We start from the raw sequence: 19,841 nt of genomic DNA on the forward strand, positions 1-19,841 counted from the left end.
GGTCTTAACTTTTAAAGTGGATTCTTAATTCTATTGCTAAAAACTATGGTGCTGGATTAGGAATTGCCTGATGCACCTCATCTATTTTCTTCAAAACTTCATCTGATAAAGCGATCTCTACACTTCCTATATTCTCTTCGAGTTGTTCTAAACTTGTGGCTCCAATAATATTTGAGGTCACAAAAGGTCTATCTGTTACAAAAGCCAGCGCCATTTGAGTGAGACTCAAGTTAAAATCCTTGGCTATCTGTTGATAACGCCTGGTTGCCTCAAATGAGTTATCGTTGTGATAACGATTGTAATTAGGGAACAAATCTACGCGACTATTTTTAGGTGTTCCATTTAAATATTTACCCGTAAGCTGTCCAAAACCTAGCGGAGAATACGGCAAATGGCCTACATTTTCCCTATGTAAAACTTCGGTGAGTCCTACCTCATCTTTTCTATTTAATAAACTATAAGGGTTCTGTACGGTAATCATTTTTGGAGCTCCCTTGCGAGCTTCTTCCATAAAACGCATCACGCCGAATGGCGATTCATTAGAAAGCCCAATATGTCTAATTTTACCAGCTTTAATGTACCCTTCTAGAGTTTTTAGAATTTGGGCGATATTATCTTTCCACTGCTCGTCTGGATTGTGTGTATATCCTCTTTGTCCAAAAAAATTAGTGTTACGCTCTGGCCAGTGCAACTGGTACAAATCAATATAATCCGTCTGTAACCTTTTTAAACTCCCGTGCAGTGCATCGTCTAATGCCTTTTTAGAGAAACCTAAGTTATCCCTAATCGGTTCAAATGTAGGACTAGGTCCTGTAATTTTTGAAGTTAAAATAACCTGATCTCGATTGTTATTTTTCTGTAGCCAAGTTCCAATAATTCGTTCTGTCTCACCAAAGGTTTTCTCTTGAAAAGGGACACTATACATCTCTGCAGTGTCTATAAAATTGACTCCTTTATCAAGAGCAAAGTCCATTTGTGCATGGCCCTCTTCTTCTGTGTTTTGCCTGCCCCAAGTCATAGAGCCGAGACAAATCTTAGAAACCTTAATATCCGTATGAGGAAGATTTGTATATTTCATAGTGGCTTAATTAATACTGTCTAGAGTTAAACGACTAATCAATATCATTAAGTAAAGCGTTTACTTCATCTAACTTTGGTGTTAATATAACCTCAATTCTTCGGTTTTTAGCTTTATTTTCTGCAGTATCATTTGGAACTACAGGTGCATATTCTCCACGGCCAGCTGCTGTCAAATTCTTTGGGTCAATATTACTATTCATTCGTAATATATTTACGATAGCAGTCGCACGCTTTGCCGAAAGATCCCAGTTACCTACTAAATTCCCACTACCTCCGTAAGGCACATTATCTGTGTGTCCTTCTATAAGTACAGCAATTTCAGGGTTTTGTGCAAGCACATTACCTAATTGTTTTACCGCTCTAGTACCATTTGCACCTACAGTCCAGCTACCAGAGTCAAACAGTAATTTATTTTCTAGAGATACATATACTTTACCATCACGTTGCTCCACCGTAAGTCCTTTGCCTTCAAAATCTGTTAGTGCCTTTGAGATAGATTCTTTAAGATTGCGCATTTTTGCATCCTTTGCAGCGATTACTCCCTCTAGTTCATCTACGCGAGCAGATCGATCTGCTAAGTCTCTTTGTAGTTGTTCTAGTCTTTTACGTTCAGCTTCTAGTGCATTTGTCTTTGCGGTAAGATCGTTTTGCTTTGCTTCTAGTTGTGTAAGTAACTCACGATTTTTTCTAGTATTCTCTGCTATAGTGGCACTACTATTTGATGCTAATGCCTCGTAACTACTCTGTAATTGTTCAAGTTGCGCTTTCGCGGAAGCGTAATCACGCTCCATCTCTTCTACTTTAGTAGTAGACTCGCGAAGATCTTGTGAGACCTTGTCGTAAGCATTGTTAAGTTTTTCTAGTTCTCTGTTTGCTTCTTCAAGATCATCTGTGAGTGAGCGATTATCACCACGAAGTCGGTTAAATTGAGCCTCAAGGTCCGTATAACTTTTTCTAGATACACATGAGGTTAGTGTAATTCCTGCTAGTAAGAGTATTGCTATTTTTTTCATTAGTATTTATTTTGTAAAATTTAATTCAACTGTATGCGGGCAGTGGTCACTGTGTTTTGCGTCTTTTAAAATAACCGCTCGATCAATATATTGCTGTAAAGGGTCACTTACCATATTATAATCTATGCGCCAGCCTTTATTATTTGCACGAGCATTAGCTCGGTAACTCCACCACGTATAATTATCTGGCTCCTTATTGAGATGTCTAAAAGAATCTGTAAATCCACTTTCTATAAAATTACCAATCCATTCTCTTTCTACTGGTAAAAAACCACTAGTATTTTTATTACGCACTGGGTCGTGAATATCTATTGCCTCATGACAAATATTAAAATCACCGCCTATAACTAGATTAGGTTTATCTTGTTTGAGCTCATTTACATAATCTTGAAATAAATCCATGTACTCCAATTTATGCTCTAGCCGAGCAATATTAGTTCCAGAAGGTAAATACAAACTCATTACAGATAACTCGTCAAAGTCTATTCTAATATTACGACCTTCAAAATCCATGGAAGCTATTCCAGTACCATAATCAACTCCTTTTGGTGTTTTTTTAGTAAGAATCGCTACACCACTATACCCTTTTTTTTGAGCGCTAAACCAGTAGTGCTCGTAGCCTAAATTTTCAAAGACTGCTACATCTACTTGGTCTGGCGTAGCTTTTGTTTCTTGTAACAATACCACATCTGGATTTGCTTGTTGTAACCACTCTGCAAATCCCTTACGTAATGCGGCTCGTATACCATTAACGTTATAAGAGATAATCTTCATACATTATACATTGAAGTGCTAAGTTATAAATACTGCTGTGGTGAGACACATAAAAATGGCAGAAAGTTTAACTTTGAAATGCATGTACTTTTTATTTAATATGTGAGTTTTACTATTGATGCGACTAGGTCACTTTCTACTCTTCTTCATTTTTACTACAACAATTCTTGCACAAGAAGTACGAAGTAAAAAAATAGCTGTGCGTGAAACTGTTTTAATAGATACGGTTTCAATAAATCCGTTTCAGTTCAAAGTCCTCACTATAGATGGCGGAGTAGTAGACTCTACTTTATATTCAATTAATTATCCTAAAAGTATTTTTTCGATTAAAGCGAAAAGAGAAAAACTTCCAGATTCTCTATTGATAACTTATCGCGTTTATCCAGAATTTTTGACAAAGACATACCGTGCATTTGATCCAGAGGTAATAGTTAATAGTTCTGGTTTATTAAATAAGGTAATTAGTCTAAATACAGAAGACAAAAGGAGCATCACAACGCCCTTTTCTGGATTAAATGTAACTGGAAGCATTTTGAGGGGTGTTACCTCTGGCAATAATCAAAATAGCACAATAAACTCAGAACTAGACTTGCAAATAAGTGGAAAACTAAGCGAAAAAGTTACTCTCAGAGCATCTATACAAGACGCAAACATCCCTAGTCAGCAAGGAGGTTATTCACAAAATCTAGACGAATTTGATCAAGTTTTTATCGAATTACTTTCTAATAATTGGAAAATACGCGCAGGAGATATCAACCTTCAGAATTCTGAGTCCTATTTTGGGCAGTTCACAAAAAAAATTCAAGGACTTTCACTAGGTGGCACTATTAACCATTCAGATACAAAAAAATCAGATTTATTTGCCTCTGGAGCTCTTGTACGTGGTGTATTTACTCAAAGTATTTTTACAGGACAAGAAGGTAATCAAGGTCCTTATAAGCTAACAGGGCCTAACGGCGAACTTTTTGTATTAATTGTCTCAGGAAGTGAGACTGTGTACGTAAATGGATTTCCACTCACACGCGGAGAATCTGAAGATTACGTCATAGACTATAACGCAGGAGAAATCCGTTTTAACCCTACCTATCCTATAAATAGCGAAATGCGGATTAATGTAGAGTATCAATACTCTGAAAGACGTTATACTCGTTTTCTTGCCTATGGAGGTGGTAGCTTTCAAGAAAATGATAAACTTAAAATTTCTGCGCATGTGTATTCAGAAAGTGATTCAAAAAACCAACCCTTACAGCAAAACCTTACCCAAGAGCAAGTGGCTATTCTTCAAGCCGCTGGAGATAATATGGATCAAATGATTGCACCTAGTGCCATTGCAGAGACTTATGATGAGAACAAAATTTTATACCGAAAAATATTAGTAAATGGAGTAGAAACTTTTGAATTTAGCTCAGATCCAGACGAAAATCTTTTTCAAGTACGATTCACTAATGTAGGTGAGAATCAAGGTGACTATATTTTGAGCACAACAAACACGCTGCAACGAACTTTTGAGTATGTAAGCCCTGTTAATGGAGTTTCTCAAGGTTCTTTTGCTCCACAAGTCCAGCTATTTGCCCCCAGTCTTCTACAACTAGCTGTTATAAATGGAACTTATACTCCTTCTAATAAAACGCTCATAAATTTTGAGGCCGCTGGTAGTAAAAATGATATGAATACTTTATCTGATTTTGATGACAATAATAATGATGGCTACGCCACGCACATAGATCTAAATCATCAATTATTTTCAAAAGATAGTGCTAAAACGCTCCACGTGTTTGGAAAATGGGATTACATACAAGAAAGTTTTCAAAACATTGAAGGTCTATATAACGTAGAGTTTAATCGCGATTGGAACTTAGAAAATTCGCTAGCAAACGCAAGTGGTAAATTATTAGGTACTCAAAATTTTACAACATTAGGCCTTGCTTATAAGTCTATAAAAGACTTAAATATTGTATATACGTTTGAGAACTTGCATTTTTTAAATTACTATAATGGACTAAAACATAACCTTCGGGGCGCTTGGTCTACAGGGAGTTTAAGGACATCTGTTACAGCAAGCACACTCACTACAAATGACACCCTACTCGAAACTGATTTTAATCGTATAAATACCGTTGCTGTATATGATTTTAATAAAAAATGGATAGGCACACATTATCAACTTGAAGATAATTTAAGGGTCAATAAAAGAAATGATTCCATTACAGGAGATAGCCAACGCTTTTATGAATATGGTGCTTTTGCAGGAGTGGGGGATAGCACAAACGTATATATAGAATTGGGATATCGCTTTCGCGAAAGCGATAGTCTAAGACTTAATAGGATTACATCTGTCAATACATCGGACACATATTATTTAAAGTCACAACTCATAAAAAACGAAAAGACTAACTTATCTCTATTTACAAATTACAGAACGCTACACTATAGCGACGATCGTGAAGATGAAAATTCCCTGAATTCAAGATTACTATATGATCAGCAATTTGCGAATGGCATCGTACGAACGAATACGGTTTTTGAAACCAATAGCGGTACGCAACCACAACAAGAGTTTACATATTTACAAGTAGATGAAGGACAAGGTACTTTCACTTGGAATGATTATAATAATGACACAGTACAGCAACTAGAAGAGTTTGAAATAGCGCAATTTCAAGATCAAGCTAAGTATATAAGGGTCTTATTACCTAATCAAGTATTTGTACGTACTCATCAAAACAAAATAAGCCAGCAAGTTACACTCAACCCTTCACAATGGTCTGGAAAAAAAGGCGTTAAGAAATGGCTTGCTAGATTCTATAATCAAACTAGTTATCTGCTAGACAAACGAATATTAAGGTCTACAAATGATTTTAGGTTAAATCCTTATAAAGAATCTAAAGATGAGATTGGAGCTAATATCAGTTTTAGAAATACACTTTTTTTTAATCGTGGAAAACAACGGTATACCACATCGTACACGCTCCTCTCAAGTAACACAAAAAACTTACTTTCTACTGGGTTACAAGAGAATGATTTAAAAAGTCATCAATTTAGTTTTTTACACAAAGTAAAGGAGAGTTGGCTATTTAATTTGAAAAGTGAGCTGGGTTTTAACCGTAGTGAATCTGAGAATTTTGCGCAGCGTAGCTTTGACTTAAAAACCACCAGCTGGAATCCTACAATCTCTTATTTATTTGGGAAGCAATCACGTGCTTCTCTTTTTTATCAATTTCAACGTAAAGAAAATACTATTCAAGAAATGGAGTCTCTTTCCCAAAATAATATTGGTGTCTCCTTTGCGCTTGCAGATTATGAAAAAGTCTCTATTAATGGTGAGCTCAAGTATATTGAGAATAGTTTTGAAGGAAGTGCCTTTACTCCCGTTGCTTATCAAATTTTAGAAGGCTTGCAACCAGGCACGAATCTCACTTGGACTCTTGTAGCACAGAAAAGAATTACAAAATTTCTTGATTTAAATCTTTCTTATTTTGGAAGATCAAGTAAATCTTCTCGAACAGTACATACAGGAAATGTGCAAATTAAGGCGTTCTTCTGATATTTTTTTCGATCTTTAGACATCTTAAAATAACAAACTATGAATATGAAAACATACCTAACAGGACTTTCACTTGTTGCGGCAGTTGCGCTTTCTTGCTGTGGACAAAAAGCTGCTTCAGAAGAAAGCAACAAGTCAGCTTTAACTGAAGAAGTAACATTTAATCCTAAGGGTTATACTTCTGGAACGATTGTGCAATCAAAGGCTCAAGGAGACTGTGAGTGGGCAATACAACTTGAAAACGGTGATTTTGTCGAAACTATGGATATGGATAAAACCTTTTTAGAATCTGGCAAGAAAGTTTGGCTTAAGTATACTCCACAACGTAGAATGCAACGTTGTACGAAAGCCTCTCCAGTTGCTGTTTCAGAAATGGTTATAAGAGATTAAATTTTTAAGCTTTGCTTATAAAAAAACCGTTATCACAATTGATAACGGTTTTTTTTGACTTTAAGTTAAGCTATTTTACTATAATGCGCCCTACTTTTGCTTTTTCTGCATTTCCTAAGCGTACAATGTACACTCCTGCTGCAGCGTATGACATGTCGAGATCATACTGATAACCAGTGCCGTTATTTAAAATTCTTCTATTTAATAGTCGTTGACCATTTAAATTGTAAACATCTAAATCTAACCTCTCAGTAATATCTTGAGTATTTAAATTGAGTCTATAAAGATTCTCTCCTAGATCAAAAATTTCAAAATTTGACTTTGATGATAGATCTTCAGGTACTCCAAGAACTTCTGATGCACACAACTGAATAGACCAACTATTTAAGGTTCCGCCGTCATCATTTGCATTATCAGTAATTCTTAACTTCCAATCTCCTCCTGACGTTAATCCATTTAGAATTCCTAAGTCTTCTAGAGGAGCGAAAGTTCCAGTAAAAGGTGCAGTACCTTCATTAATGCTAAGATTTGAATCGCTATCAAACAAAGTGTTAATATAATTATCACCACTGTTACCGGTTCCACCAGTTCTATTAGCAAGCACCACCGCTGTCCCATCTGGAGCAATAATTTCGATAAGTAAATCACCTACCCAAGTATGATTTATATTTACAGTCACATTAACATCAGTTAACACAAAATCCTGATCAATAGTTATGATAGATTCTGTAACCGCATTACTATCTGGTCCCACTGCTTGAGAAGTGGTATTATCACTTCCTAAACATGATTGATTAGAAAACTGTGTGGTAAATGAATCATTAGCCGGAGTCCCATCATTGTCAAGAAGTGTTGAAGCTGTAAGCTCATATTCCTCAATGGCTGATACGTTAATTGTCTGACTAAATGTATACTCAAGTGTAGCACCAGACTCTATAGTGTTATTTACAGTTTCAACAACAGTAGCCCCTCCATTTAACACATAACTTACATCAAAATTTGTTTGACTATCAGCTCCAAAATTTTCTATTAATATGGTCACTTCTTCACTATCTGTTAAACCTTCTTGACTTATCGGGCTAAGTAAAGCTACAACACCTAGGTCGTTTGGCTCTAACAATGTAACTTCGATAGTCTTACAATCATTGTTATCATCACCATCTCCAGTAAGTGAAGTACAAACCGCAATCTCATAGGTAGTACCTGATGATCCGTTTAGATTTGCAGTTGCATCAAATACGTAAGATGAAGTTTCTCCAGGGTTAATTACATCAGCAAATGTTTCAGTTACAACAGCACCTCCATCAATTTGAAATGAAACTTCAAAATTTGATATAGCTTCAGATCCGTAATTGAATATCTCAATACCAATTTCAGCTGAGGGATTTGCTAATAATCCAATATTAGGAGAGTTTAATAATACCACTCCTGCATCATTAGTTAACGTAGGAGCTAATTGAAAAACACCTAATACATTTGCTCTACCTTGATCACCAACATATTCATTTAAAAACCAAAAAGCCCTATCACCTATTGGGTCAACATCCATTTTTCCGTAATCACCATATCGTTCTGAACCTGGAATATTACCAGCTCCAGTTGCAATTAATGTTTCTTGTACAGACATCACTCCAAGTTCATCATTTGCAAATCTTCCTGTATAATAAGAACTGAGGGTGAGTTCAACACTACCATCAGTTACAGTATTTGGCCCTCCCATAGAGGTGTATCCTAAACCAATATTCCCCTGTGCATCCATAGCCATACTCCCATGCCAGGCATGCTTATTGTCAGGAGCTGTATATGTTCCCTCTTGATACAGAGACCATGTCCCACCATCTTCTGCTTGTCTAAATTCCATCCATCTTATACCCGCTAGTTTTTCATCTGTTGCATCTGTATCTACTACAAAATTAAAAATAGCAGAATTATGATTATCAAATTTTCTGAACTGAGCTTGATTCATTATAGTAGCTTGAAGAGCATCAATAGCTTGACCACCATTAGGCTGGGGTAAATTTGCAAAGCTACCTCCATCAAAAACTGATATAAAGTCACTAACTACGATCTCTTGAGGATCTGATATGGTAGAGTTTGAGAAATTGTTTGTATCCAAATCAATTTCCCATAACTTAATATGGTCATTATCTACACCCGTCCAAGCATCATCCTGCATATAAACAATTGCAGCAGGACCTGTTTTGGGGTGAACATCATTTGTAATATTAAATGCTTGAGCACTATTAAAACCATTCGTTACAAGACCTGGTAATGAAAATCCTATGATTTGTGCATCTTCATTACCTGCAAGTGCAGCGGCTCTATCTAGAACCCAAACTTCATTAGGACTTCCGTTTTGAGTAATGTAGTAACCATCTCTCCATACAGAAAGCTTATTATAATCAGCAATATTTGGAAATAAATACACATTCCAACTATCATTAACTGGATCTGGACCATCAGAAACAGCAACTTGTACACCATTAGTAGAACTAAGAATAGATACTATCCATCTATCTGCTAGATTGTCATAAGATACAGTAAGATCACAACATTGATTATTCTCAGGAAAAATATTTAAAACACCTAACTCTTGCGTTAAAGCGTTTCCATCTTTATCAAAAATTCTAAATCCTGTATTAAAAACAGCAAAATAATGATTACGACCTATAGCACCAGAAGGATCTGTAGGTTGAGAATTTGATTGTGCAGTCTCGAACACCAAAGATGGCATTTTTCCTACTATCGCCCCTTCCATTTTACTTGGGTTATTTGCAAAAAAGTCTGGTGTATTATTTCCTTTTCCTATAATTACTTCGTGTCTGGTTGCTCTCCCATCTTGTACCTCACCCGTTTTTTCTGTAGAAGGATAGAGTGTTTTTTTGGAGGAAATAGAAGGCATCTTAGTTACACTAAAAGCCTTTTTAACCGAAAAAGGTTTATTTATCTGCTTTGCATCTTGAGCATAAAAATCTTGACTCAAGAAAAACAATATTGGTAGTATTAAAAAGGTAATTTTCTTCATAGTTTATGGTTTAACATTGTGTTCTAAATGAATATCAAAAGTAATCAATTTAATAACTCTTTAACAAACAAATGTCCACTTAGTGGACATTTATCTACTGAAAGTAAGTGATTTATGACATCCAGTGTTTGAAATTAATCTTTTTATCTAATAATGTTTGTAATTCATCGATATCAACTCTTTCTTGCTCCATAGAATCTCGATCTCTTACTGTTACTTTACCATCTTCTTTAGTATCATGATCTACCGTGATACAAAATGGTGTTCCAGCGGCATCTTGACGACGATAGCGACGACCTACTGCATCCTTTTCATCGTAGATAACATTGTAGTCAAATTTTAGATTGTCAATAATTTGATGAGCGATTTCTGGAAGGCCATCCTTCTTAACAAGTGGTAATACTGCAGCTTTTACGGGCGCAAGTACTGCTGGTAATTTTAAGACAGTCCTAGAAGATCCATTATCAAGCTCCTCTTCTTGTAGTGCAGTTGAGAATACTGCTAAAAACATACGATCCAAACCTATCGAAGTTTCTACCACATAAGGAACGTAACTTTCATTAAGTTCTGGATCAAAAAATTGTAATTTTTTGCCAGAAAATTCTTCGTGAGCTTTAAGATCAAAATCTGTTCGTGAATGTATTCCTTCCAGTTCTTTAAATCCAAAAGGAAAGTTAAACTCAATATCTGCAGCTGCGTTTGCATAGTGTGCAAGTTTCTCATGATCGTGAAACCTATAATTTTCATCACCTAGACCTAATGATTTATGCCACATAAGTCTAGTTTCTTTCCAGTGCTCATACCATTTCATTTCTTCTCCTGGTCGCACAAAAAATTGCATCTCCATCTGTTCAAACTCACGCATACGAAAAATAAATTGTCGCGCAACAATTTCGTTTCTAAATGCCTTACCGGTTTGAGCGATACCAAAAGGGATTTTCATTCTCCCTGTTTTTTGCACGTTCAGAAAATTGACAAAAATTCCTTGGGCTGTCTCCGGGCGTAAGAAAAGATCTGTTGCAGTCTCTGCAGAAGCTCCTAATTTTGTGCCAAACATAAGGTTGAACTGACGTACATCTGTCCAGTTTTTTGACCCGGATTCTGGACACGCTATTTCTAATTCTTCAATAAGTGCTTTAACAGCTGTTAAGTCATCTGCATCCAGGTATTTTGCAAGTCTAGCTGTTGCACTTTTTTGCTTTTCTCTATACCCTATTACCCGAGGGTTAGTCGCTTCATATTGCTCACGATCAAAACTATCTCCAAAGCGTTTTTCTGCCTTAGCTATTTCCTTCTCTGCTTTTATATTGAGCTTCTCAGCATAATCTTCAACAAGTACATCTGCTCGATAGCGCTTTTTTGAGTCTTTATTATCAATAAGTGGATCTGAAAATGCATCCACATGACCTGAGGCTTTCCATGTAGTTGGGTGCATAAATATGGCAGAGTCCAAACCTACGATGTTTTGATTCATTTGAACCATACTCTTCCACCAGTATTCTCGGATATTTTTTTTGAGTTCGGCACCATTTTGCCCGTAGTCATATACCGCACTAAGTCCGTCATAAATTTCACTACTTGGAAAAATATATCCGTATTCTTTGGCGTGGGAAATCACTTTTTTAAACTGGTCTTCTTGCTTTGCCATCGTATCTATAATTGGTTTCCTTTACATTGCTAAAATGGTTTTATGAGAAATACGCTTTCGCGAAAGCGTACTCATTTTAAACCCATTTAGTATGAAAAGCTATTAGTTATTTTGCTTAAAAAATGTAGGTAGTAAAAATAGCGATACATCTGTAGTTACCGAAATGGAGTGGTCTTTATTTTAAACCAAGCTCTGTAGAAATCAATAATTCTTGATCGTGGTATACATTTATTGTATAATCACCTCCATTCATTTTCTGAATGGGAAGTACCAGCTCACATATAGTATAGGCCTCTTGATTATAAGGGATAGTTGTTTTTGTGTTATAAATGATGGTGGTACCATCTGGCCAATCTTCATAACGCTGTACCCCAATTACTTTGTTTTTATAGCTCACTTGCACATAAAACGTCTTATTTCCTTCTTGTGTTAGTTTATTTTCATTAATCGTAAAACAGACTTGAATCATCTCTGCCCGATTTGCTCTTGAAGTATTTGCAAACTTGCCACTATTACGTTGTATTACACCACGAGCAGCAAGATTGCTTATCGTAAGTCGTGCTCCCTGCATGAGTCTTTCTGATAATTCTTTATTAGACTTTTGAATACTATCTTGAGATTTTGTTACTAACTCAAGCGCTTTTTGAGTTTCTTCTTGTAGAGTGGCTAAACGTTTAGTCTCAAGTTGCAAACTATCATTTTGTGTACTAAAAAATTCTCTTTCTCTACGGAGTCTTCTTATTTCGATTTGCAATTTTTGTACAGTAGTTCTTGTGATTTTGTTACTAGTGAGGGTTTTCTTTAATTGTTTTAATCTTGTTTGAGCCTGTTGTAGGTTAGTTTTGAGTGCATTTTTCTCCTCTAGCAGTGCATTATAATTAGATAATTCTTCTTCTAGTTGTTGTACTACTCTTTCCTTTTCTTCTGCCAGCTGCGCTTCTCTTGCCTGAACTTCACTATGAAATCCATACGTATAGTAACCTAATGCTGTAACTACTAGGCATAAAAGAATAACGAGAATAAGAAGTGTATTATTTGTACTTTTAGTACTCATTGATGACAACGTATCTGTTAAAAAAGGGTTAAATTAGAAAAAAAGAACAACACTTGCTACAATCCCTACGATCTCTATTTTTTTCTAAAACCTGTAACTGTTGTGATCTAGATCTATACGGTACAGAAAAATGTATTTGTACTGCTTGTCGCCTAGAGCTTCCTCTTACAAATTTTCATACTTACAACGATAGTGCTATCAAAAAAGTATTTTATGGTCGCATCAATCTACAAAATGCGACATCCCTTTTTTATTTTGAAAAAAAAGGACCTGTACAAAAGCTTATGCATAACCTTAAATATAAAGGTCATCATGAAATAAGCTCCGTCTTGGGGAATTGGCTGGGTGTGGAACTTGCAAAAATTGATGGATATATGGATATCGATGTTGTAATTCCAGTACCTATTCATCCTAAAAAAAAGCGAGTAAGAGGCTATAACCAAGTTACTGGGTTTGGGAGACAAATCGCGCATCACTTAAACGCTATATATAGAGATGATATACTTTTAAAATCTAAAAATACCAAAACACAAGTGTTTAAAGGGAGATTTAAGCGGAGTGATGAGGTTTTAGATGCATTTATGATTTCTCCCTATTCAAATTTAGAAGGAAAACACATTTTACTTTGTGATGACATTCTTACTACGGGTGCTACCTTAGAATCTTGTGCATTACAATTATTGAAAATTCCTAACATTACGTTGAGTATTGCAGTAATGGCAATAGCTCAATAGATCTTTCGTTTAGTTAAAAATAATTGTTTCTTTGCAGACAGATGGAAAACTCGCATTGGTATCACGTTAATTTAATAAAAGGAATAAAGCTAGCTATTCTCATGCTATTGCTATCTATCACACTTACTAATTGTGCAAAGAGGGGTAGACCTGAAGGGGGGGCAAAGGACAGTATACCTCCAGTATTTGTAAAAGCTACACCTCCTAATTTTACAACAAATTTTGATGCAGATGAAGTACGTATCTACTTTGATGAGTTTATTAAACTAAAAGACTTACAAAAACAACTTATTGTATCACCTCCCATTGAGAATTATTCTATCTCCCCACAAGGTTCTGCCTCTAAATATATAAAGATTTCCATACAAGATACACTTGCAGAGAACACGACTTATGTTTTTAATTTTGGATTGAGTATTGTTGACAATAATGAAGGGAATCCATTTGCTTCTTTCAAATATGTGCTATCAACAGGTAATTTTGTTGATAGTTTAAAAGTAAAAGGTACTATTATAGATGCTGTTAAGGAGAAACCAGCAAATTTTGTAACAGTGATGCTTTACAAAGCAGATAGTTCCTATACAGATTCTATTATCTATAAGGAACGGCCATTGTATGTTACAAATACTCTTGATAGCCTAACAACGTTTGAGCTGGATTATCTTAAGGAAGGAAAGTATGCCCTAGTAGCTATGAAAGACGAGGATGCAAACTTTACCTTTCAACCTAAAAAAGACCAAATCGGCTTTTTACAAGAATTTATAACCGTACCTGCTGACACGTCATATACTTTAAAATTATTTTCTGAAGAGCTAGCTTATAAATCTTCTCGACCAAAACATGCGGCGCAAGGAAGAATTGCATTTGGGATAGAAGGAGATAGAGACAGTATTAGCATCAAAAGACTAACGACAGTAGATAAAAAGCTTACCACAATTATCACAGAAAAAGCTAAAGACACACTCTACTACTGGTATAAACCAAAAATTACTTTAGATTCTTTGATATTTAACGTTAAGGCGCCTGGATATTCTGATATTCTGCAAGTACGTATACGAACCCCAAAACAAGATTCTCTGAGCTTCTCTTCAAGATCGCGTACTAACATTCCCTTTGATAAGCCGTATCGTATTCAATCAAATATTCCTTTGGATAGTATCAAAAAAGAATTAATTAAAGTTGTAGAAGACTCTACGGAAATACCTTTCACCTATAGTTTAGAAGAAAATACTACAGCACTGGATCTAAATTTTGACCGTAAGGAAGCTACTTCCTACAAGATCCAAATGATGCCAAATGCCATTACAGACTTCTTTGGGCAAAAGAATGACACACTTACCTTTTCCGCAAAGACAAAAGAACTTTCAGATTACGGTGAGATAGAGCTTACCTTATCAAATGCAACAAACTTCCCGTATATCATACAACTTCTCGACTCAGACATGGAAGTGATAGAAAAAAGGTATGCTACAGAAGAACTCATCTTTACATTCGGGTATTTAAATCCAGGTCAGTATAGAATAAGGATAATAGAAGATGCTAACAAAAACAGGACATTTGACACTGGTAGTTTCTTATCAAACAGACAGCCAGAAAAGGTAATTAATTACCCTAAAGTGATTGAAGTAAGACCTAGCTGGTTTGCAAAAGAACTATTTGAGCTTAATACAAATAATCTTCCTGCCACTATACAAGGTGATGATATCATAGAAGAGTAAAGGTATCTCTATCTTCTAAGAATGGAAGCTTCTTTCTGGTTTCATTGAGGTCAGGCTTAGATAAGGTAATTGACGTAATTCCCTCTTTTTCTTCTATCTGGGACATCTCATTTCCCAACATGTCATAAGCACCACTGTGACCTACATACTCCAGTTGATTTCCGTCGAAACCTACTCGATTTACACCTATACAGTAACTTATATTTTCTATAGCGCGAGCCTTTAACAAGGTGTCCCATGCGGCAATCCTAGTTTTAGGCCAATTTGCAACATATAGTATGGCATCATAATGCATCGTATTGCGCACAAAAACAGGGAAACGTAGGTCGTAACATATTTGAGGAAATAGAGACCAGCCTAAATAGTTGATAATTATTTGCTCTACTCCAGCTGTATACCTCTCTCCCTCACCAGCCATGTTAAATGTATGTCTTTTGTCATAATGCACGATAGTGCCATCTGGCTTTACAAATAAAAAACGGTTGTAAAAACTATCATTTTCTGACACCACAACACTTCCGCATATAGCCATCTTTAGTTTTGATGACCAATCTTTAAGCCAGTTCACGGTCTCACCATCCATAGTTTCAGCGATTAGTTTTGGGTTCATCGTAAATCCTGTGGTAAACATTTCTGGCAAAACAACAACATGACAATCTTCTCGTAATTGTTTAAAATAACGTTCACATTTAATTTTATTTGCAGAGGGATTTTCCCAAACGAGTTCAAGTTGTAAAAGTGAAATCTTAAGGTTCTTTGTTTTCATATCATAAATATACAGTATACTTCAAAATGATCTTTAGTATCTTTATATAAATGAAACATCTGGTATGCAGAACACTATTGCGCATCGCATTTACGATTTTCTAAAGCAATTTCCGCCATTTAGTTTTATGGCAAAAGAAGACTTACTAAACATATGTACACAAGCCACTGTAATTTATATTGATAAAGAAGATGTCCTTTTTGAGCGAGATGCAGTTTACAAGGATCGATTTTATATAGTACAACAAGGAGCCGTGAGACTTTCACGACCTTCTGGCGATCAGATTAAAGTGGTAGATATTTGTGATGAAGGAGATCTTTTTGGCTTAAAAGTAACCTCAGAAGATACCTATCGAACTACTGCTACAGCAAATGAGGAAACTATACTGTATACGCTACCTGTGGTGGAGTTTTCCGCTTTCGCGAAAGCGAATAAAACCATCTCCAATTATCTAATTGCTACTTTTGCGTCTAACATAAAAGATCCCTACACGCTTCAAAAAAGCGGTGCATTATTTACTGAATATGAGCCAGAAAAAGGAGGTGACCTTCTTGGTTTTGAGCAAGCTAGATATAGCACAGATATTATTTCTTGCAGTCCTACTACATCTATTAAAAAAGCTGCCCAGTTGATGCAAGAGCATCAAATAGGATGTCTTGTTGTAACAATAAATAACATTCCACAAGGAGTGTTGACTAATCGTGAATTGCGTAATGCAATTGCAAATGACATCCTTAAAGAAGAAACAACCGTGACTGATGTCATGGTTAACGATGTAGTATGCGCAGGTGTCAAGGTTACAGTCGCTGAGTCACAACTATTATTATTAAAAAATGGTATTAGTCATTTAGTAATTACTCAAGATAGCACCCAACAAACTGAAGTAGTAGGCATATTGAGTAAGCACGACATAGTGGTGGCTTACGGTCACAGCCCTGGAGAATTGATAAAAGAAATAAAACGTGCGCCTAAAACTAAAATACTACGTCTAGCTTGGGAAAAGGCAATGATCTTACTTAAACGATATCTTGATCAAAATTTACCCTTATCTCATATTTTGAGCGTATTTGCTCCACTTAAAGATGCTTTGATTCAGCGTGCCATGGAGTTATCACTGCGCAAGATGAAAGAGAGTCCACCAGTACCATTTGCCTGGCTATCACTAGGAAGTCAAGGTAGAGAAGAACAGCTTTTATACACAGATCAAGATAATGCCATTATTTATACAGATGTGCCAAAAAACCAGTCTATAGCCATCAAATCCTATTTTCTAAAACTGGCTAATAGAATGAATAAACGTTTGCATAAAATAGGGTATGATTACTGCCCAGCAGATATGATGGCTAGTAATCCACTATATTGTTTATCACTATCTGAGTGGCAACATCAATTTGCTACTTGGATCACCAGCCCATCTCCCGAGAGTATGCTGTTATCTGGGATCTTTTTTGACTATCGCTTTGTATATGGTGATAAAAAACTTGCAGAACAGCTTACTGCAGATATATTTAGTCGCCTACAAGAATCCTCTGTTTTTTTTAGATTTATGGCAAAGGATGCCCTTAAAAACCCACCACCTGTAAGTTTTTTTCGCAACTTTTTAGTAGAATCTAACGGTGAACATAAAGACGAGTTTGACATTAAAAATCGAGCAATGGCTCCTCTCATAGGTGCCGCCCGCGTGTTGTCATTATATCATAATGAGCGTGGTATACATAATACCACAGCTAGGTTTGAAAAGCTGGCTGTTATCGAACCAAACAATAGTGAACTATATGAAAGCTGCGCGTATGCATTTAAAGCACTATTAAAATTTAGAGTAAAGCAAGGCTTAGAAAATGGTACTAGCGGGAGGTTTATTACGCTTGCAAATCTATCTAAATCAGAACGTCTTAAGTTGAAACGTTGTTTCAAACCTTTAAGAGATGTTCAAGAATTAATACAAGTGAGGTTCCAAACGCAAAATCTAAGCTAGTGCCTGTTTTTAAAAAGAATAAAGCTCTTGCAACCCCAGAATTCTGGCAGAAATATCAAGAAGCATTTGCAGTGGAAAAATCTAAGACTGGCTTTTTAGGTAACACCCTTAATCATCTCGATCTACAAACAACTCGCTTTATCGTTTTTGACACAGAAACGACCGGACTTAATTATAAGGAAGATAGAATTTTATCTATAGGCGGGGTTGCTGTCATAGGCAATCAAATATCTGTAATAGATAGTCTTGAACTGCTTGTAAAACAAGATGTTTATAACCCTGAAACCGCTGCCATACACGGCATATTAAAACAGGGGCATTACAAAAAAGTTAGTGAAGAAAAAGCGATACAAAAATGCTTAGAATTTATAGGGACAGGGATTCTAGTGGGTCATCATATAGGATTTGATATTGCTATAATCAACCAAGCGCTCAAACGCAATAAGCTCGGGAAGCTCAAGAATAAAATTCTTGACACAGAATTTCTATATAAAAGGTTAGTGCACCCTATAAATAATCAACTACAGGAAAAAAGATATACGCTAGATGAGCTTGCAGAGTCTTTAAAAATTCCGCTACAAGACAGACATACTGCTGCTGGAGATGCTCTTATTACAGCATTAATATTTATTAAAGTTATAAAGAAGTTAAATAGCGATGGCTGTCTTAAAGTAAAACATCTTTTTAGAAGGTAGTGTTATCTATAACCCTTTTAGAAATTTCACTCTTTTACAATATCCATTAATGTGTTAGCTCCTTGCATTTTTGCATGATCGTAGGCAGTATTCCCTTTATCATCCTTATGTGAAGTATCTGCCCCGTTATTTACAAGAAGCTGGGCAATCTCTGCTTGTGCAAATGTAGCCGCATATATAAGAGCAGTAGCGTTGTTATGATTTACCTCATTTACATTTGCACCGTGGTCGATAAGTAATTTTGCAATCACACTATACCCTTTAAAACAAACTCCCATCAATGCTGTATTCCCAGAACTATCTTTTGCATTGATGTCTGGATTTTGTTTTAGTAATGCTTCTGCAATATCTTGATTACCATAATATGTTGATAAAAGTAATGGTGTGGATCCACGCTGATCTTTAACATTTACAAGTTCTGGATGAGCCGTGATGATCGCCTTTACCATTTCTAAATCTCCATTGCGGATCGCATCAAAAAGTTTATCGTTCATAATACCAACATTCCTAGGAAGTACTAGTGTAGCCCCATCTTTTAAAATTGATTATAAATATAAATACAAAAAATTTACAATTGTATAACGTTTAGATTTATTTAGCGTGGTTATGGAACTTTACTTCTATACATTTCTTTTACACTAAAGTAACGAGAGAACTCTGGTTTTCTGTACTCATCTAGTTTAAGTGGATTTGAAAATAGCTCGGTGAATTTAAGAGTACGCTTTCGCGATAGCATGATGGAGTCTGGCCACTTAAACATCTGTTAAATCCATCTCACATCTATAAACACCTTCCTATATTTGAGTAAATAAAAAAACATGAGCAACTCTGAACTTTCTAATTGGCTTGAAAAAGATACAATGACATCAACAGCAACACGTGGTGTTATTTCTGGGGTATTGGGTGGTCTTGCAGGAACGATTGTAAAATCTGCAATAGAGAAAATTTTACCTGTACGCAGTCCAGACACCACTAGTGCACAACTAAAACTGGTAGATAACATCTCTACCAAGCTCACCGGTGAGCCCGTAAGTTCTTCAAACCGTGAACTAGCAGAGCAACTTGTAAATATTCCTATAGGAGTAAGTTTAGGTGCTAGTTTAGGCTATGCAAAAAAAGACCGCCCAGAAACAAATTTAGTAGAAGGAGCACTTTTTGGCACAACCGCATATCTTGCTACTCATGAAACTTCGCTCCCTATGATGGGACTTGAAGAAGCACCTAAAGATATTCCAGTAAAATTACAGGCAAATGAGTTTCTAGCGCATGTGGCTTTTGGCATCACTGCAGAACTCGTACGGGGCTGGGTTGCTAGGAGGTTAGATGATTAAGAATAATTTTCTATACGCTTTCGCGAAAGCATTGCTATTTAAAGTAAAAAAGGGTTGCCATATAGCAACCCTTTTTGCGTTACATCTTCAGTGG

16 protein-coding genes are annotated in these 19,841 nt (G+C 35.9%); 7 read left to right on the forward strand and 9 right to left on the reverse strand.

Annotated features, from left to right (window positions below; translation table 11 throughout):
* Positions 1-43: 43 nt before the first annotated feature.
* The 3 genes from OD90_RS07910 to OD90_RS07920 are packed head-to-tail and all read right to left on the reverse strand — an operon-like array spanning position 44 to position 2,867.
* Complete coding sequence (locus OD90_RS07910; RefSeq protein WP_144668640.1) at positions 44-1,078, reverse strand: aldo/keto reductase; 1,035 nt, start codon at positions 1,076-1,078, stop codon at positions 44-46.
* 34 nt (positions 1,079-1,112) lie between these two features.
* The gene (locus OD90_RS07915) at positions 1,113-2,093 is read right to left on the reverse strand and encodes a flagellar motor protein MotB (protein WP_144668642.1); all 981 of its coding nucleotides are present in this window, start codon (positions 2,091-2,093) and stop codon (positions 1,113-1,115) included.
* A gap of 6 nt (positions 2,094-2,099) precedes the next feature.
* Positions 2,100-2,867 carry an exodeoxyribonuclease III gene (locus OD90_RS07920; RefSeq protein WP_144668644.1) on the reverse strand — a complete coding sequence of 256 codons (768 nt, stop codon included), beginning with the start codon at positions 2,865-2,867 and terminating at the stop codon, positions 2,100-2,102.
* A 199-nt stretch (positions 2,868-3,066) separates the two neighbouring features.
* On the opposite strand from OD90_RS07920, the gene OD90_RS07925 reads away from it, so the two are divergent.
* Both OD90_RS07925 and OD90_RS07930 read left to right on the forward strand, forming a co-directional pair.
* Entirely contained in the window at positions 3,067-6,411 is a 3,345-nt protein-coding gene (locus OD90_RS07925; RefSeq protein ID WP_261374484.1) for a hypothetical protein, read from the forward strand.
* 45 nt (positions 6,412-6,456) lie between these two features.
* Positions 6,457-6,801, forward strand: a complete 345-nt coding sequence (locus OD90_RS07930; RefSeq protein ID WP_144668646.1) for a hypothetical protein — start codon at positions 6,457-6,459, stop codon at positions 6,799-6,801.
* A 70-nt stretch (positions 6,802-6,871) separates the two neighbouring features.
* Here the strand turns inward: OD90_RS07930 and OD90_RS07935 are convergent, their stop codons facing one another.
* From OD90_RS07935 to OD90_RS07945, 3 genes are all read right to left on the reverse strand, one after another.
* Positions 6,872-9,826, reverse strand: coding sequence for a proprotein convertase P-domain-containing protein (locus OD90_RS07935; RefSeq protein ID WP_144668648.1), 2,955 nt, complete (start codon positions 9,824-9,826; stop codon positions 6,872-6,874).
* Positions 9,827-9,938: 112 nt separating this feature from the next.
* Entirely contained in the window at positions 9,939-11,474 is a 1,536-nt protein-coding gene (locus OD90_RS07940) for a glycine--tRNA ligase (RefSeq protein ID WP_144668649.1), read from the reverse strand.
* A gap of 175 nt (positions 11,475-11,649) precedes the next feature.
* Positions 11,650-12,528, reverse strand: coding sequence for a hypothetical protein (locus OD90_RS07945; protein ID WP_144668651.1), 879 nt, complete (start codon positions 12,526-12,528; stop codon positions 11,650-11,652).
* Positions 12,529-12,581: 53 nt separating this feature from the next.
* On the opposite strand from OD90_RS07945, the gene OD90_RS07950 reads away from it, so the two are divergent.
* Both OD90_RS07950 and OD90_RS07955 read left to right on the forward strand, forming a co-directional pair.
* The gene (locus OD90_RS07950) at positions 12,582-13,262 is read left to right on the forward strand and encodes a ComF family protein (RefSeq protein WP_144668653.1); all 681 of its coding nucleotides are present in this window, start codon (positions 12,582-12,584) and stop codon (positions 13,260-13,262) included.
* A 41-nt stretch (positions 13,263-13,303) separates the two neighbouring features.
* A complete protein-coding gene (locus OD90_RS07955) occupies positions 13,304-14,980 on the forward strand; it encodes an Ig-like domain-containing protein (RefSeq protein ID WP_144668654.1) in 1,677 nt (558 codons plus the stop codon).
* Here OD90_RS07955 and OD90_RS07960 read toward each other — a convergent pair.
* Positions 14,967-15,746: an amidohydrolase gene (locus OD90_RS07960; RefSeq protein ID WP_144668655.1), complete on the reverse strand. Its 780-nt coding sequence runs from the start codon at positions 15,744-15,746 to the stop codon at positions 14,967-14,969. The genes OD90_RS07955 and OD90_RS07960 overlap by 14 nt on opposite strands.
* A gap of 64 nt (positions 15,747-15,810) precedes the next feature.
* Here OD90_RS07960 and OD90_RS07965 point away from each other — a divergent pair, with 64 nt between their 5' ends.
* On the forward strand, positions 15,811-17,721 hold the full coding sequence (locus tag OD90_RS07965; protein WP_144668656.1) for a DUF294 nucleotidyltransferase-like domain-containing protein: 1,911 nt from the start codon (positions 15,811-15,813) through the stop codon (positions 17,719-17,721).
* Positions 17,721-18,416, forward strand: a complete 696-nt coding sequence (locus tag OD90_RS07970; RefSeq protein WP_144668657.1) for a PolC-type DNA polymerase III — start codon at positions 17,721-17,723, stop codon at positions 18,414-18,416. The genes OD90_RS07965 and OD90_RS07970 overlap by 1 nt, the downstream gene beginning before the upstream one ends.
* 26 nt (positions 18,417-18,442) lie before the next feature.
* On the opposite strand, the gene OD90_RS07975 is transcribed toward OD90_RS07970, so the two are convergent.
* Together OD90_RS07975 and OD90_RS13195 are read right to left on the reverse strand one after the other, a co-directional pair.
* A complete protein-coding gene (locus OD90_RS07975) occupies positions 18,443-18,910 on the reverse strand; it encodes an ankyrin repeat domain-containing protein (protein ID WP_144668658.1) in 468 nt (155 codons plus the stop codon).
* 110 nt (positions 18,911-19,020) lie between these two features.
* On the reverse strand, positions 19,021-19,176 hold the full coding sequence (locus OD90_RS13195) for a hypothetical protein (protein ID WP_186434732.1): 156 nt from the start codon (positions 19,174-19,176) through the stop codon (positions 19,021-19,023).
* Positions 19,177-19,234: 58 nt separating this feature from the next.
* On the opposite strand from OD90_RS13195, the gene OD90_RS07980 reads away from it, so the two are divergent.
* Positions 19,235-19,747 carry a DUF1440 domain-containing protein gene (locus OD90_RS07980; protein WP_144668659.1) on the forward strand — a complete coding sequence of 171 codons (513 nt, stop codon included), beginning with the start codon at positions 19,235-19,237 and terminating at the stop codon, positions 19,745-19,747.
* The last annotated feature ends 94 nt before the right edge of the window (positions 19,748-19,841 follow it).

The organism is Dokdonia sp. Hel_I_53 (assembly GCF_007827465.1).
GTDB lineage: Bacteria > Bacteroidota > Bacteroidia > Flavobacteriales > Flavobacteriaceae > Dokdonia.

What these genes read in the sequence shown, in the direction of transcription:
- OD90_RS07910 (WP_144668640.1), bottom strand. Translation starts at nt 1,078, where the DNA reads ATGAAATATACAAATCTTCCTCATACGGATATTAAGGTTTCTAAGATT.
- OD90_RS07915 (WP_144668642.1), bottom strand. Translation starts at nt 2,093, where the DNA reads ATGAAAAAAATAGCAATACTCTTACTAGCAGGAATTACACTAACCTCA.
- OD90_RS07920 (WP_144668644.1), bottom strand. Translation starts at nt 2,867, where the DNA reads ATGAAGATTATCTCTTATAACGTTAATGGTATACGAGCCGCATTACGT.
- OD90_RS07930 (WP_144668646.1), top strand. Translation starts at nt 6,457, where the DNA reads ATGAAAACATACCTAACAGGACTTTCACTTGTTGCGGCAGTTGCGCTT.
- OD90_RS07935 (WP_144668648.1), bottom strand. Translation starts at nt 9,826, where the DNA reads ATGAAGAAAATTACCTTTTTAATACTACCAATATTGTTTTTCTTGAGT.
- OD90_RS07940 (WP_144668649.1), bottom strand. Translation starts at nt 11,474, where the DNA reads ATGGCAAAGCAAGAAGACCAGTTTAAAAAAGTGATTTCCCACGCCAAA.
- OD90_RS07945 (WP_144668651.1), bottom strand. Translation starts at nt 12,528, where the DNA reads ATGAGTACTAAAAGTACAAATAATACACTTCTTATTCTCGTTATTCTT.
- OD90_RS07955 (WP_144668654.1), top strand. Translation starts at nt 13,304, where the DNA reads ATGGAAAACTCGCATTGGTATCACGTTAATTTAATAAAAGGAATAAAG.
- OD90_RS07960 (WP_144668655.1), bottom strand. Translation starts at nt 15,746, where the DNA reads ATGAAAACAAAGAACCTTAAGATTTCACTTTTACAACTTGAACTCGTT.
- OD90_RS07965 (WP_144668656.1), top strand. Translation starts at nt 15,811, where the DNA reads ATGCAGAACACTATTGCGCATCGCATTTACGATTTTCTAAAGCAATTT.
- OD90_RS07975 (WP_144668658.1), bottom strand. Translation starts at nt 18,910, where the DNA reads ATGAACGATAAACTTTTTGATGCGATCCGCAATGGAGATTTAGAAATG.
- OD90_RS13195 (WP_186434732.1), bottom strand. Translation starts at nt 19,176, where the DNA reads ATGTTTAAGTGGCCAGACTCCATCATGCTATCGCGAAAGCGTACTCTT.
- OD90_RS07980 (WP_144668659.1), top strand. Translation starts at nt 19,235, where the DNA reads ATGAGCAACTCTGAACTTTCTAATTGGCTTGAAAAAGATACAATGACA.